This window comes from Sphingobium fuliginis, from assembly GCF_015074805.1.
In the GTDB taxonomy this organism is placed as follows: Bacteria; Pseudomonadota; Alphaproteobacteria; order Sphingomonadales; family Sphingomonadaceae; genus Sphingobium; species Sphingobium fuliginis.
In genome coordinates this window covers 2,676,989-2,691,426 of sequence record NZ_CP060035.1, presented here as the reverse complement: position 1 = coordinate 2,691,426, position 14,438 = coordinate 2,676,989, and the positions used below count along the sequence as shown (strand labels likewise).

The window sequence follows — 14,438 nt, the reverse complement described above, 5'->3', positions numbered from 1 at the left end:
CCGCCGTGGGAAGGAGTCTTCAGCATGTCGTCAGCCCTTATCGATACGGTCCGTTCGCTGGTTACGGAGGGCGGCATGTCGCGATCCGGCCTTGCCCGCGCGGCGGGTCTCCATGCCAATTCCCTGCGCAAGCTGGGCGAGGCGGACTGGAATCCGACGGCGGAAACGCTGGGCAAGCTGGAAAGCTATCTCGCCAAGCGGGAGGGCGGCACCGCGCTCGCCTCTCCCGAGGAGATCATCAATGAGGCCCGCAACGGCCGCATGTTCATCCTGGTCGATGACGAGGACCGGGAAAATGAGGGCGACCTGGTCATTCCCGCGCAGATGGCGACGCCGGACGCGATCAACTTCATGGCCACCCATGGCCGCGGCCTCATCTGCCTGGCGTTGAGCAAGGAGCGGGTCGACCATCTGGGCCTGGGGCTGATGAGCCGCAACAACGGCACCCGCCACGAAACCGCCTTCACCGTGTCGATCGAGGCGCGCGAGGGCGTGACCACCGGCATCAGCGCCGCCGACCGCGCCCGCACCATCTCCGTCGCGATCGACGGGTCGAAGGGGCCCGAAGACATCGTGACGCCCGGTCATGTCTTCCCGCTGGTGGCGAAGGATGGCGGCGTGCTGGTCCGCACCGGCCATACCGAGGCGGCGGTGGACGTCGCCCGTCTGGCCGGGCTCAATCCGTCGGGCGTCATCTGCGAGGTGATGAAGGACGACGGCACCATGGCGCGGCTGGACGACCTCATCCCCTTCGCCCAGAAGCACAGGATGAAGATCGGCACGATCCGCGACCTGATCGCCTATCGCCGCCGGCATGACCATATGGTGGAACGCCGCGCCGAAACTGTCTTCAACAGCCAGTGGGGCGGCGACTGGAAGGCGATCAGCTTCTACAACAAGGCGACTCAGACCGAGCAGCTGGTGCTGCAGAAGGGCCATGTCTCCCCCGACGAGCCGACGCTGGTCCGCATGCACCAGCTTTCGCTGCTGGACGACGTCTATGGATCGACCGGGCCGCGCAACGGCCTGCTTGCCAAGTCGATGGAGATCATCGCCCGGCAGGGAGCCGGCATCGTCGTCGTCCTCGCCGCCCAGGCGCCGGGCGATTTCATGAGCCGCAGCCTGCGCCATCATGCCGGTCAGCCCGACTCCGGCATGGACGAATTGCGCGACTATGGCGTGGGGGCGCAGATTCTGGCCGAACTCGGCGTCCATGACATGATCCTGCTCAGCAACACGCACCACAGCCTGATCGCGCTTGACGGCTATGACCTGGCCGTGGTTGGGCAACGGTCGATCGAGCTTTAAGGAAACCTATCCATGGCAAAATTCCTGATCGTCGAAGCGCGCTTCTACGAACATCTCAACGACCTGCTGATCGAGGGCGCGGTCGCCGCGCTGGAGGATGAGGGGCATAAATATGAGGTGGTGACGGTTCCCGGCGCGCTGGAGATTCCCGGCGCGGTGGCGCTGGCGGCGGAAACCGGGCGCTATGACGGCTTCATCGCCATCGGCGTGGTGATCCGGGGCGAAACCTATCATTTCGAAGTCGTGTCGAACGAAAGCGCGCGCGGCCTGATGGCGCTCAGCATGGACGGCATCCCGATCGGCAACGGCATATTGACGGTCGAGAACGAAGCCCAGGCGCTGACCCGCGCCAGGCGGGACGAGAAGGACAAGGGCGGCGAGGCGGCGAAGGCGGCCATCGCCATGCTGGCGCTGCGGGAGAGATTTAGCGCCTGAGACGCCGGATTTAGGTGTGCAAAGGGGCTGCTGCCGGGCGGCCCCTTTCTTTATGCGGTTCGGGGTTGCGGCGGGCCAGGATGGGAGGCCGAAGCTGGCCGATCCAGCCCCCTCCCCTAAGGCGTGAGGGGGGGAGTGTCCACTTTCCACCCGCCCCCCAGACCTCTATTCAGGCCGCTTCCTCCAGCGCCGGATAGTCGACATAGCCTTCCTCGCCCTGGCTGTAGAAGGTCGCCATGTTCGCGCCATTGAGCGGCGCATTGATCCGCAGGCGCTTGGGCAGGTCCGGATTGGCCAGGAAAGCGCGCCCGAAGCTCACGCCGTCGGCCAGGCCGCTGTCCAGATCCCGCTGCGCCCGCTCCAGGTCGTAATCGCTGTTCAGGATCAGCGGCCCGGAAAAATGCCGGCGGATGACCGGCGACTGGCGCGGCACGTCGGTCCGGCCGAAGGACCCGTCCGGCCCCGGCTCCCGCAGTTCCAGGAAGGCGATGCCGATCTGCTGCAGCACGTCCGCGGCCGCCGCGAACAGGGCGGAAGGATTGCTGTCGTCGACGCCCTGCGTCTCGCCATTGGGGGACAGCCGCACCGACACGCGGTCCGCACCGATGGCGTCGGCCACCGCCTGCGTCACCTCCCGCAGCAGGCGCACGCGATTTTCGATCGAACCGCCATAAATATCGTCGCGATGGTTGCTGCCGTCGCGCAGGAACTGGTCGATCAGATAGCCGTTCGCGGCATGGATCTGCACACCGTCGAAACCGGCCGCGATGGCGTTTTTGGCAGCGCGGACATAATCCGCGATCACGCCCGGAATTTCGTCTATGGCCAAAGGCCGCGCCTGTTCATAGGGCTTCTTGCCCTCATAGGTGTGCGCGTCGCCCGGTCCCGCGGTGGCGCTGGCCGAGACCGGCTGCTCGCCAGTCACGCTGCTGTGCACCACGCGCCCCATATGCCAGAGTTGCGCGACGATCCGGCCGCCTGCCTCATGCACGGCCTCCGTCACCGGCCGCCACGCCTCAACCTGCTCTTCCGACCACAGCCCCGGCGCGAAGGGCCATCCCAGCCCCTGCCGCGAAATGCCCGTCGCCTCGCTGATGATGAGGCCCGCCGAAGCGCGCTGGCGATAATAGTCCGCCATGATCGGCGTCGGCACATGATCGCGGGTCGCGCGGCCGCGCGTGAGCGGCGCCATCAGCACGCGATTGGGGGCATGGATCGCCCCGAGCTGTACCGGTTCGAACAGATTCGCCATGAAATACTCCCTTTTCAAAGTTGCAGATTGCAACGGGACTTGCCTGCCAAAGCCAGCTAGGATGCCTGGGGAGCCGCTTCAAGACCCTGGCCGCCGCCATGCCGCCAAGTTTTGCTTTCCCCGCCTTCATCTCGGCTAATGCGTCCGCGCGCTTGTACGCCTGCGCGGCGGGGCGTAATAGCGGGCCATGACCCCGACGCATCAAGACATGACGCTCGACGAAGTGCGGGCCGCGCTCGCCCCGATCCTGCCCCACCATGCCGCCTTCGACGGCTGGCGCCGGGAAGCGGTGGCCATGGCGGCGGAGCAGTGCGGCATCGATGCCGACATCGCCGCGCTGGCCTTTCCAGGGGGCGCGATGGACATGATCGATGCCTGGTTCGAAAGCATCGATGCGCGGATGCTGGAGGCGCTGCCGGCTGAGAAGCTGGCGGCCCTGTCGATCCGCCAGCGCATAACGCGGCTGGTGGAAAGCCGCCTGACCCTGCTCGCGCGCGACCGGGAAGCGCTGCGCCGGGCGCAGGCGGTCATGGCCATGCCCCGCAACGCGGCCCGCGCCGCCAAACTCGGCTGGCGCGCGGCGGACGTGATGTGGCGCGCCGCGGGCGACGAGTCGACGGACCTCAATCATTACAGCAAGCGCCTGACGCTGGCGGGGGTTTATGCCGCGACCCTGCTGGTCTTCGTCGATGATGAGAGCGATGACTGGGCGGAGACCCGCGCTTTCCTGGCGCGGCGGATCGAAGGCGTGATGCGCTTCGAGCGCGCCAAGGCCCAGTGGAAGGGCATTGGCGGCGGCGAACGGCTGAGCTTCGCCCGCTTCATCGGGCGGCTGCGCTACCCGGCCATATAATCTGCCGCGCCGCCGCACCGATTCGCGCTGGCCTTTTCCAATCGGTATTGATAGTCACTCGCAGAAGTAAATGACGAGTGCCTTACCCTTGCGCCTGACCGACCTGCCGCTGCGCCAACCCGCTTATGTGGACCTGATCGACTGGAACGCGCTGTCCGCGTCCGATGGGCAAAGGCTGCGTGAATTCGGCCTGTGCGAGGGCGCGAGCGTGGAAGCGCTGCACCATGGCGGGTTGCTGGGCCGCGGGCCCATCGCCTGCAAGGTCGGCCGCATGACCATCGCCATGCGCCGCAACCATGCCGCCGCCATCACGGTCCGCACCGGCCCCTCGGACAGCGACCTGTGACGAACCTGCCGCTGATCGCGCTGGTCGGCAATCCCAATGCCGGCAAGAGCGCCCTGTTCAACGCCCTGACCGGGGCGCGGCAGAAGCTGGGCAATTATCCCGGCGTCACCGTGGAGCGCAAGGCGGGCCGCTTTTCCTTGTCGGACGGCCGCCCGATCGAACTGGTCGACCTGCCCGGCACCTACAGCCTCAACCCGACCAGTCCCGACGAACAGGTGACGCGCGACGTCATATTGGGCAGGCAGGCGGGCGAGCGCCTGCCTGACGCGCTGGTCGTGGTGGTCGACGCGTCCAATCTCGACAATCACCTCCGCTTCGCGCTGGAACTGATCGCGCTTGGTCTGCCGACCATCGTGGCGCTCAACATGGTCGATCTCGCCACCCGCGACGGGCTGGAACTGGACGCCCATATCCTCTCCCGTGAACTGGGCGTGCCGGTGATCTCCACCGTGGCGGTGCGCAAGCGCGGCCTGGATCATCTGCGCGGCGAGCTGCAATCGATGCTCGACGGCAGCGCAGGCAAGGTCCGCGCTTCCGCCGAACAGCGCGATTTCGAAGGGCTGCGCCGGGAAGCGCGCCGGATTGCCCGCGCGGCCATCGTGCGCGAAACCCCCTCCCGCCGGCTGACCGCGGCGATCGACCGGGTGGCGCTGCATCCCGTGGCGGGGCTGATCCTGCTGCTCGCGCTGCTCTTCATCATGTTCCAGGCGGTCTATGCCTGGTCCGCAGCGCCGATCGCCATGATCGAGGGCTTTGTCGCCAGCGCCAGCGACGCGGTGACGGCCGCGCTGCCCGATGGGCTGCTGCGTTCCTTCCTGGTCGACGGGGTGCTGAACGGCGTTGGATCGGTCATCGTGTTCCTGCCGCAGATCCTGATCCTCTTCTTCTTCATCCTGATGCTGGAGGCGACCGGCTATATGGTCCGCGCCGCCTTCCTGATGGACGGGCTGATGGCCAAGGTGGGGCTGTCGGGCCGCGCCTTCATCCCGCTGCTCTCCTCCTTCGCCTGCGCGGTGCCGGGGATCATGGCGACCCGCACCATCGCGGACCCGAAGGACCGGCTGACCACCATATTGATCGCGCCGCTGATGACCTGTTCGGCGCGGCTGCCGGTCTATGCGGTGATCATCGGCGCCTTCATCCCGACCCGAACGGTGGCGCTCGGCATCGGCTTGCAGGGGCTGGTGCTGTTCTGCCTCTACATCTCCGGCATCGTCGGCGCGATGCTGGCCGCGCTGGTGCTGCGCCGCACCGTCACCAAGGGCGCGAGCGGCAGCTTCCTGATGGAGATGCCCAAATATCAATGGCCGCGCCCACAGGACATATTGCTCGGCCTTTGGCAGCGCGCGGTGATCTTCCTCAAGCGTGCGGGCACGATCATCTTCACCTCGACGGTGATCCTCTGGGTGCTGCTGAGCTTCCCCAAGGCGCCGGAAGATAGCGGCATCAGCCAGGTCAACTATTCGGTCGCGGGACGTGTCGCCAACGGGCTCAACCTGGTGCTCGCGCCGATCGGCTTCAACCGCGACATCTCGCTCGCGCTGATCCCGGCCATGGCGGCGCGCGAAGTGGCCGTGTCCGCGCTCGCCACTGTCTATTCGCTGGACGCCGACGAGGATGAGGCGAAGCTGGAACGCAGCCTGGGCGACCGGCTGAAGGACAATTGGCCGCTGCCGACCGCACTCGCCTTCCTCGCCTGGTTCGTCTTCGCGCCCCAATGCATCTCCACCATCGCGGTGACGCGGCGCGAGACCAACGGCTGGAAATGGCCGCTGTTCATGATCGGCTATCTGTTCATCCTGGCCTATGTCGCGGCAGGCCTTACCTACTGGACGGCGACGGCGCTCGGCCTAGGGTAGAGCGCGCAGGTTGATATTGGGTGGAAAGTGGATGCTAAGTCCCACCCTCCCCCTGGAGGCGAGGGGAAGTGCGATCGTACATAACTGGCCATTTGCTACGGTCAAATGCACCGTGTTCCTGAGAAGTCAGTGGCCGGATTCCGATGGGGTAAGGCACGAAGGGAGGGTCTTGTTGGGGACATATTGAGCCATTTGAGCCACGATGGCGACGAGGGAGAATGTTCGAGACTATGGTGCGGTCCTCAACCCGGCTTTTCCGGCTTTCCGCGTGGAAGATGCGGTTCGATCGCACCCCGCGCCGCAGATCAGAAGGAAAAGTTCAGCGAGAAGGACGCGACATTGTCATTGCTGTCATCGGCGTCCGGGCGGAAGCCGTGCTGGTGCAGATAGCCGATCTCCGCATTCACATTCTTCGCCACGGGGGTGGTGATGGCGATCAGGTTGCGCATCCGCTCCTCCCCCTGCACCCGCTGGAAATTGGTGGTGTTGAAGTCGATGAAGCTCTCATGGCTGAGGAGCAGCGCGGTCTTGCCGCCTTCCCTGAACGGCAGCACATATTTGACATAGGGACGCAGCCGCCAGGCGGTGCCGTCGATCCCCTCGCGCCAGCGCTCCTCCAGCCGGAGGCGCGCGCTGAGCTGGCCGGGCCCGATCTTCACGATATTGTCGAAGGTGACCTGCTGCCGCCCGCGATGCTCCATCACGGAAAAATGGCTCGCGTCATATTGCGGGTCATGGGTATAGCCCGCCCAGACCGTCACCTTCTTGCCGATCCTGTAGCCGATCAGCGAATTCATCTCGACCTCGTACAGCCCGTCGCGATCGTTGCTGAACCGGGCGACGACCTCTTGCGAAAAGCGCCAATGATCGCTCAGCTTCACCGTCGCGTTCGCCGTGGTCCAGAGCTGTTCGTCCTCGCTGGCATGCGCCACGGTCGGGACGGCCAGCAGGGCAAGCGCGGGCAGCAGCTTGTGGGTCAGTCGCATGAAGTCAATCTCCCCTCGCCATCGTGGCGGACGCGGGCGAACTATGACCGATGCGTTACATTCATGTGACTATCTCATTTCTAATTTATGACAATCTCGCCCGACGCCGAACCGTTCGGCCCGCTATAGCGCGCGGTTCGACGTCGCGGGCCCGGTTTCAGGCTGGATTATGGTCCTTCAAAAAGGCGTCGAGCCGTTGGAGGAATTCCAGCCGATCGGCCTGGCGGGAAAAGAAATGGTCGGCCAAAGGCTGTTCGACATAGATATAGTCGCGTCCGGCGACCTTGCCCGCCGCCTTCAGCTTCTCCGCCATTTCGCGCGACTGGTTCACCTGCACCCGCCGGTCCTTCCTGCCATGCATCAGCAGGATCGGCGTTGAGAATTGCGCGGCGAAATTGATCGGAGAAACGGCGGCGAAATCGGGCGCCTGCTCCTTCATCCAGTCCTTGCGCGAACCATGATTGAGGAAGCGGCGGTCATAGCGCATCATGGCCGAGAGGTCCGACACGCCGGCATAGGAGACCGCGCAGCGATAGCGCGCGCCGTCGCGCTGTGCGCCGCGCATCGCCGCATAGCCGCCATAGGAGGCGCCGACGATGCAGACGCGCTTCGCATCGGCAATCCCTTCCTTCACCGCCCAGTCGACCGCGTCGTTGAGGTCGTCCTGCATGGCAAGGCCCCACTGCCCCTCGCCCTTGTCCGCAAAGGCGGTGCCATAGCCGGAGGAGCCGCGATAATTGGGCTGCAGCACCGCATAGCCGCGATAGGCCAGGAACTGCACCCACCAGTCCCATTCCTCGCTGTCCCGTGCGAAGGGGCCGCCATGCGGCATCAGGATCAACGGCAGACCCTTGGGGTCCTTGCCCGCCGGCACGGTCAGCACCGCCGCGATCTCCAGCCCGTCGCGCGCCTTGTAACGGATCGTCCTGACCGGGGAGAGATGGACGCCGGGCCCGAAATTTTCGCTGATCTTCGACAGGATGCTCATCGCGCCGGCGGCGGTGTCGTAATAATAATAGGTGCCCGGCTGGTCCGCGCTGCCGACATGAACGATCATGCGCTGATGATCCCGGCTGGTGGACACGATCCGGGCGCGGCGATGGGCGCCCACCGCCTTGTCGATGTCGGCCTGGATCTTCGCCAACCCCTCGTCGAACCAGTGCACCCCCGGTCCTTCGGCGGTATAGCGCACCCCGGCGAGGCCGGTGCCGGCGGTGTCGCGTTCGATCCCGTCTATGTCGAAGCCGGGCGCGGCGAAAATCTTCTTGCCCAGTTCCAGCCTTGTCAGGTCATATTCGTACAGCGCGTCAGTACCCTCATGATCATCGCTGGCAATCGCCTTGCCCGGATCGGCCGTGAACAGCAGCGGCACGACCATGGATTCGTCGCGGCGGCGATTCGCCCGGTCGATCGTGCGGAAACCGGACCGGCCGTCGACGCGATAGAGCAGCTTCGACATGCGCGTGGCATCGTCATAGCCCACACCCATGCGCACCGTGCCGGTCGCATCGGCATACCAGGACATGACATTCTGGCGCGACTGCACCACCGGGCGCATCTTGCCGGTGGCGACATCCACCTCGTCCACCTGCGGCCAGAAGCCGAGTTCACTGCCGAAGATGGACGATTGATAGGCGAGCAGGATGCGCGGCGTGCCATCGCGGGCGACCCAGATGACGTCATCGCCATTCTGCGCCGCCACATTCTTGGCCAGCAGGTTGATCTTCGACCCGTCGCGCTTGATGCTGACGACGCGGCTGATCGACCAAGGCATGCCCTGGACGTTGGTTTCGCTGCCTATGCCCGCGATCAGCCAGTCGTCATTGACCCAACGCCACCAGTTGAGATCGTTTTCCCCCAGTTGCAGGGTGCGGATACGGTTGGGCTCTTCGATGATGGAGGCGATCATCAGCAGCAGTTCGCCATTGCGCGACACCCTGGCGGCGAGGCGCATCCCATCGGGCGAGAGTTGCGGTTCCACCATCATCGGCAGTTCGGCAAAGGCCTCGATCGGCCATTCCTTGCGCGGTACAGGCGCCCTTTGCGCACTGGCCGACACGCAAAGCTGCGCGAGCGCCATGCCCGCGACGACAGAAAGCCCCCTCAATCTTACCCCCATAATATAATGGCCCCGCCTTTCTATAGGGCGGAGCCATTTTCCTGTCTTTCCCTTTTTTAACGGGGCATTACGCGCCGTGCGCCAGGGCGGCCAGCAGCAGCAGGGCGACGATGTTGGTGATCTTGATCATCGGATTGACAGCGGGGCCAGCCGTGTCCTTGTAGGGATCGCCCACCGTATCGCCGGTCACGGCCGCCTTATGGGCTTCGCTGCCCTTGCCGCCATGATGGCCGTCCTCGATATATTTCTTGGCATTGTCCCAGGCCCCGCCGCCGGAGGTCATGGACAGCGCGACGAACAGGCCGGAGACGATGACGCCCAGCAGCAACGCGCCCAGGGCCGCAAAGCCGTTGGGCGTGCCAGCCACCGCGGAGATCGCGAAATAGACGAAAATCGGCGCCAGCACCGGCAGCAGGCTGGGGACGATCATCTCCTTGATCGCGGCGCGGGTGACGAGGTCCACCGTACGGGCATAATCGGGACGCGAGGTGCCCTCCATGATCCCCTTGTTGGTGGCGAACTGGTCGCGCACGTCCTTGACCACGTCGCCCGCCGCGCGGCCCACCGCCGTCATGCCCATCGCGCCGAACAGATAGGGCAGCAGCGCGCCCAGCAGCAGGCCGACGATGACATAGGGGTTGGAGAGGCTGAAATCGACCGGCTCGGTCAGGCCGAGAGCCGAGTTGTAGAATTTCAGATCCTCCGTATAGGCGCCGAACAGCACCAGCGCGGCCAGGCCCGCCGATCCGATGGCATAGCCCTTCGTCACCGCCTTCGTGGTGTTGCCCACGGCGTCGAGCGCATCGGTCTTGACCCGCACGCTGTCGTCGAGATGCGACATTTCCGCGATGCCGCCCGCATTGTCGGTGACGGGACCATAGGCGTCCAGCGCCACCACCATCCCGGCAAGCGCCAGCATCGCGGTCGCGGCGAAGGCGATGCCGATCAGGCCCGCAAGCTGATAGGCGACGATGATGCCGACGACGATCACCAGCGTCGGCAGGGCCGTCGCCTCCAGACTGACGGCCAGCCCCTGGATGACGTTGGTGCCATGGCCGGTTTCCGACGCGCGGGCGATGCTGCGCACCGGGCGGTAGTTGGTGCCGGTATAATATTCGGTGATCCAGACGATCAGGCCCGTGACCGCGAGGCCGACCATCATCGCCCAGAACAGCGCCATACCGGTGTACCCCCCTGCGCCGTCCAGATCGGCGCCGAAACGGGCGTTGAGGTCGCCCAGCGCGAACTGCGTCACGGCATAGAGCGCCGGGATGGACAGGATCGCGGTGGTCCAGAACCCCTTGTAGAGCGCGCCCATGATCGACTGGCTCGCGCCCAGCCGCACCATATAGGTGCCGATGATCGAGGTGATGATGCATACCCCGCCGACGATCAGCGGCAATGACATCAGGCGCATCAGGAAGGCGTTGTCGACGCCCGTCACCAGCAGCGCGGTCAGCACCATGGTCGCGCCGACCGTCACCACATAGGTTTCGAACAGGTCGGCCGCCATGCCCGCGCAGTCGCCTACATTGTCGCCTACATTGTCCGCTATGACGGCGGGGTTGCGGGGATCGTCCTCCGGAATGCCCGCTTCCACCTTGCCGACAAGGTCCGCGCCGACATCGGCCGCCTTGGTGAAGATGCCGCCGCCAAGCCGCGCGAAGATGGAGATGAGGCTGGCGCCGAAGGCCAGCGCGACGAGGGAGTCGATCACGATCCGATCGTCGGGCGCATGGCCCGCGGGTCCGGTCAGATACCAGAAGAAGACGCTGATCGCGAGCAGGGCCAGACCCGCCACCAGCATGCCGGTGATCGCGCCCGCCCGGAAGGCGACGGTCAACCCGCTTTGCAGCGTGCCGCGCGCGGCCTCGGCCGTGCGGACATTGGCGCGGACCGAGATGTTCATGCCGATGAAGCCCGCCGCCCCCGACAGGATCGCGCCGATCAGGAAGCCGACCGCCGATGTCACGCCAAGGAAGAAGAAGACCAGTGCCGCGACGACGACGCCGACCATGGCGATGGTCGTATATTGGCGGCCGAGATAGGCCTTCGCCCCCTCCTGGATCGCGCCCGCAATCTGTTGCATGGTTTCATTGCCGGCGGACGCCGCCAGCACCTGTCGACTGGTGATGAGGCCGTAGAGCACGGCCAGCAGGCCGCACCCTATGGCAATCGTGACAATCTGCATGGATGTTCCTCTCCCCCTGTTATGCCTGTCATCGGCCGCTCCGCAGGGAATGACGGGCGGGCGAAGGGCGTAAGGGCGGGCGGCCGGAACATGCGCTTCCGGCGTCGGGCACCGCGTCAATCAGCATCGTAGCTCACGCACATCATGCGGTCCTACCGGGCTGAGAAAGGTCGGGGGTGAAGCTACAGGGCGGACGGCGTGCGTCAACCCGTTACGATATTAAGGCAAATCAGCCATGTTCCCAGCCGAGCCGGTCCGGCAGCGGGATCGCCACGCCGTCTATCGTCAGCGTCAGTCCCCCGCCCTTGGCGAAGCGGCCGACGGGTATGGCGCGCACGGGCGGCTTCACCGCGGCGGGAAGGGCGAAGAGCAGTTCATAATCGTCCCCCGCCCGCGCCGCGGCGATCTGGACGGCGTTGCTGGCCCCGCGCGTCGCCTCCAGCGCGGGGGAGAGCGGGATATGGTCGATGGTGACGGCAAGGCCGCTCGCCTCCGCCATGCGGGCGGCGTCGATCAGCAGGCCGTCGGACACGTCCATCATCGCATGGACATGGCGGGCGAGCAGCGCCCCCTCCGCCAGACGCGGACGCGGGCGGCGATAGGCCTCCACCAGCGGCCCCGAAGCGCCGGGCATGTTCCTGAGCAGGTCGAGGCCCACGCCCGCATCCCCCACAGGACCGGTCAGATAGAGCCGGTCGCCGACCTTCGCGCCGCTTCGCGCCGGGATCGGGCCTGTCGCTTCGCCCAGCGCGGTCAGGCTGTAGCTGCGCGGGGCGCCCCTGGGCATCTGCACCGTGTCGCCGCCCAGCAAGGGCATGGCATGGCGGCCAAGCGCCTCGCCCAATCCTTCAAGGAAAGCCGCGTCCCAGGCGTCGTCGCCGGACAGCGCATAGTTGAGCAGGCAGCCGACCGGCTTCGCGCCCTTGGCAGCGAGGTCGGACAGGTTCACGGCGGCCAGTTTCCAGCCGATGTCCGCGGGCGGATCGACCGGCAGATAATGCACCCCCTCCACCATCGTGTCGCTGGTGAGGATCAGGCGGGCGCTGCCGATTTCGAGGACCGCCACATCGTCCCGCAAGCCCTGGGCGGCAGGATCGTTCGCCAGCAGGCGGAGAAGGGTCAGGAAACGGGATTCAGCGGACATTGAAATGAAATCCGTTCACCCTGAGCTTGTCGAGCCGAAGGCCGGCGAAGCCAACGGCTTTTTCTTCTTTTTAAGGACGTGAAGGGCTTCGACAAGCTCAACCCGAACGGATATTTTCTGTTCCTATTTCCGCACATCCTTGGCCACGGCGTCCAGCAGCCCGTTCACGAAACCCGCCTCGCGCTTGTCGTAGAAGGCATGGGCGACATCGACATATTCGCTGATAACCGTGCCGGTCGCCACATCCTTGCGGGCGAGCAGTTCATAGGTGCCGGCGCGCAGGATCTGCCGCATCGGCTTGTCGAGCCGCTCCAGGCTCCAGCCCTTGGAGAGTCGCGCCACGATCAGCCCGTCAATCTCCTCGCGCCGCCGGTCCACGCCCTGCACGACATCGTCGAAGAAGCTTTCCTCCGCCTGCGCATAGGTGACATCCTCTATGGTCGCGCCCAGGCGGTGCTGGTGGAATTCATGCAGCAGCAGGTGGAGCGGCGTGCCCTCCATCTCAAGCTGGTAGAGCGCCTGCACCGCGGCGAGGCGCGCGGCGGAGCGGGATTTGGAGCGGTCGTTCATAGTCTTTCCATAACCGTTCGGGCCGAGCCTGTCGAAGCCCTTTGCCGAACGCAGCGAGGGGGGAAATTATTTCAAACGCAGCGCCACCGATGCAGCATGGGCCGGAAGCCCCTCCGCCTCCGCCAGCGCGACGGCGGCGGGGCCGATGGCGTCGATGGCGTTCTGATCGAGGCTGAGGAAGCTGGTGCGCTTCATGAAATCCAGCACCGAAAGGCCGGAGGAGAATCGCGCCCGGCGGCCGGTCGGCAGCACATGGTTCGGCCCGGCGACATAATCGCCCACCGCTTCCGGCGTCATCCGGCCCAGGAAGACGGAACCGGCATGGCGCACCCGCGCGAACAGGGCGTCGGGATCGTCCACGGCCAGTTCCAGATGCTCGGCGGCGAGGCGGTCGACCAGCGGCATGGCTTCCTCGAAGTCGCGCACGACGATGATCGCGCCATTGGCGTTCCAGCTCGCGGTCGCGACCGCCTGCGTGGCGAGCAGGGGCAGGCGCCGCTCCACCGCCGCCGCCACCGCATCGGCAAAGGCCGCATCGTCGGTGAACAGGATCGACTGGCTGGTCGGGTCATGCTCCGACTGGCTGAGCAGGTCGGCGGCGATCCAGTCGGCATCGTTCTTCCCATCGGCCACCACGACGATCTCGGAAGGCCCCGCGACCATGTCGATGCCGACCACGCCGTAAAGCTGGCGCTTCGCCTCCGCCACCCAGGCGTTGCCGGGGCCGGTGATGACGTCGACCGGCCTGATCCGGTCCGTGCCATAGGCCAGCGCCGCCACCGCCTGCGCCCCACCGACGCGCCAGATCTCCTCGATCCCGGCGATGGCGGCCGCGGCCAGCACCAGCGGGTTGATCTCGCCATGGGGGGTGGGCGTGACCATGGCGATGCGCTCGACGCCCGCGACCCTGGCGGGGATGACGTTCATCAGCAGCGAACTGGGATAGGCTGCCCGCCCGCCCGGCACGTACAGTCCAGCCGCATCCACCGCATTCCAGCGCGCGCCGAGACGGACGCCCGCCGCGTCCACGCTGTCGCTGTCCTGCGGCTTCTGCTTTTCATGATAGGCCGCGATCCGCGCCGCTGCGAGTTCCAGCGCGTTGCGCAATTCGATCGAAAGGCCGTCCAGCGCCTTGCGGCATTCGGCGGGTTCGACCGCCCAGCCGCTGACGTTCAGGTCATGCCGGTCGAAACGGCTGGTATAGTCGGCCAGCGCCGCATCGCCCTCGGCGCGCACGCGCTTCAGGATCGCGGTGACGTCGCGCGACACATCCTCATCGGCCTCGCGCCGGGCATCGACCAGGGCGGCGAAGGCGGCTGCGAAATCGCTGTCGGCGGTGGAAAGGCGGAAGGTCATAGGCCCCATCCTCCTTCCG

General features: G+C 65.9%; 12 protein-coding genes. 5 read left to right on the top strand and 7 right to left on the bottom strand.

Annotated elements, in window-relative coordinates; genetic code table 11:
- Positions 1 to 24: 24 nt before the first annotated feature.
- Both ribB and ribH read left to right on the top strand, forming a co-directional pair.
- A complete protein-coding gene (gene ribB, locus H5V43_RS13010) occupies positions 25 to 1,308 on the top strand; it encodes a 3,4-dihydroxy-2-butanone-4-phosphate synthase (protein ID WP_025548279.1) in 1,284 nt (427 codons plus the stop codon).
- Between the two features lie 12 nt (positions 1,309 to 1,320).
- Positions 1,321 to 1,743, top strand: a complete 423-nt coding sequence (gene ribH, locus H5V43_RS13005) for a 6,7-dimethyl-8-ribityllumazine synthase (protein WP_025548280.1) — start codon at positions 1,321 to 1,323, stop codon at positions 1,741 to 1,743.
- 169 nt (positions 1,744 to 1,912) lie between these two features.
- Here the strand turns inward: ribH and H5V43_RS13000 are convergent, their stop codons facing one another.
- The gene (locus H5V43_RS13000) at positions 1,913 to 2,995 is read right to left on the bottom strand and encodes an alkene reductase (protein ID WP_025548282.1); all 1,083 of its coding nucleotides are present in this window, start codon (positions 2,993 to 2,995) and stop codon (positions 1,913 to 1,915) included.
- A 187-nt stretch (positions 2,996 to 3,182) separates the two neighbouring features.
- Between H5V43_RS13000 and H5V43_RS12995 the strand changes: the two genes are divergently transcribed.
- From H5V43_RS12995 to feoB, 3 genes are all read left to right on the top strand, one after another.
- Positions 3,183 to 3,848 carry a COQ9 family protein gene (locus tag H5V43_RS12995; protein ID WP_025548284.1) on the top strand — a complete coding sequence of 222 codons (666 nt, stop codon included), beginning with the start codon at positions 3,183 to 3,185 and terminating at the stop codon, positions 3,846 to 3,848.
- An 88-nt stretch (positions 3,849 to 3,936) separates the two neighbouring features.
- Entirely contained in the window at positions 3,937 to 4,194 is a 258-nt protein-coding gene (locus H5V43_RS12990; RefSeq protein ID WP_025548285.1) for a FeoA family protein, read from the top strand.
- Entirely contained in the window at positions 4,191 to 6,053 is a 1,863-nt protein-coding gene (feoB, locus tag H5V43_RS12985) for a ferrous iron transporter B (RefSeq protein WP_193666677.1), read from the top strand. The genes H5V43_RS12990 and feoB overlap by 4 nt, the downstream gene beginning before the upstream one ends.
- Before the next feature lie 305 nt (positions 6,054 to 6,358).
- Here the strand turns inward: feoB and H5V43_RS12980 are convergent, their stop codons facing one another.
- The 6 genes from H5V43_RS12980 to hisD all read right to left on the bottom strand — a co-directional run bounded on the left by H5V43_RS12980 (position 6,359) and on the right by hisD (position 14,419).
- Positions 6,359 to 7,039 (bottom strand): DUF2490 domain-containing protein, encoded by a 681-nt coding sequence (locus H5V43_RS12980; protein WP_025548287.1) that lies wholly within the window; start codon positions 7,037 to 7,039, stop codon positions 6,359 to 6,361.
- Positions 7,040 to 7,196: 157 nt separating this feature from the next.
- Entirely contained in the window at positions 7,197 to 9,119 is a 1,923-nt protein-coding gene (locus H5V43_RS12975) for an alpha/beta hydrolase family protein (protein WP_193666814.1), read from the bottom strand.
- A gap of 106 nt (positions 9,120 to 9,225) precedes the next feature.
- A complete protein-coding gene (locus tag H5V43_RS12970; RefSeq protein WP_025548289.1) occupies positions 9,226 to 11,349 on the bottom strand; it encodes a sodium-translocating pyrophosphatase in 2,124 nt (707 codons plus the stop codon).
- Between the two features lie 229 nt (positions 11,350 to 11,578).
- The gene (thiL, locus tag H5V43_RS12965) at positions 11,579 to 12,493 is read right to left on the bottom strand and encodes a thiamine-phosphate kinase (RefSeq protein ID WP_025548291.1); all 915 of its coding nucleotides are present in this window, start codon (positions 12,491 to 12,493) and stop codon (positions 11,579 to 11,581) included.
- 123 nt (positions 12,494 to 12,616) lie between these two features.
- Positions 12,617 to 13,063 carry a transcription antitermination factor NusB gene (gene nusB, locus H5V43_RS12960; protein WP_025548292.1) on the bottom strand — a complete coding sequence of 149 codons (447 nt, stop codon included), beginning with the start codon at positions 13,061 to 13,063 and terminating at the stop codon, positions 12,617 to 12,619.
- A 66-nt stretch (positions 13,064 to 13,129) separates the two neighbouring features.
- The gene (hisD, locus tag H5V43_RS12955) at positions 13,130 to 14,419 is read right to left on the bottom strand and encodes a histidinol dehydrogenase (protein ID WP_193666676.1); all 1,290 of its coding nucleotides are present in this window, start codon (positions 14,417 to 14,419) and stop codon (positions 13,130 to 13,132) included.
- Between the last annotated feature and the right edge of the window lie 19 nt (positions 14,420 to 14,438).